Genomic DNA, 289 nt, shown 5'->3' on the forward strand with positions numbered 1-289 from the left:
AACCGATATTATGTGCTTTCTCCCAATCTGTAACCTTGAAGTTATATACACTCATTTGTTTGGAAACGGTGGATAAGGCTTCTACATTTTCATCAGATAGTATGAGTACTTGGTATATTAAGCTGTTTGGGAATGGGCTATAACTTTTATATTCTTTCACTTGTAGTTGTAAATTGTTTTGAGTAAGTGTAAGAGTATTTTTCTTGTCTTTATTGTGAAGTGTTCCAATAAAATGATCATCTAAGTCTTTCATAAGGATATAAGATTCATTCTTATGAACGGTGAGAGG

1 protein-coding gene is annotated in these 289 nt (G+C 32.2%); it reads right to left on the reverse strand.

Translation table 11 applies throughout. From position 1 onward, the window contains the following. A partial coding sequence (locus FE392_RS22665) for a hypothetical protein (RefSeq protein WP_319931934.1) occupies positions 1-253 on the reverse strand: 253 nt, incomplete at its 3' end. Positions 254-289: the final 36 nt, after the last annotated feature.

It is taken from the genome of Xenorhabdus santafensis, from assembly GCF_033949405.1.
In the GTDB taxonomy this organism is placed as follows: domain Bacteria; phylum Pseudomonadota; class Gammaproteobacteria; order Enterobacterales; family Enterobacteriaceae; genus Xenorhabdus; species Xenorhabdus santafensis.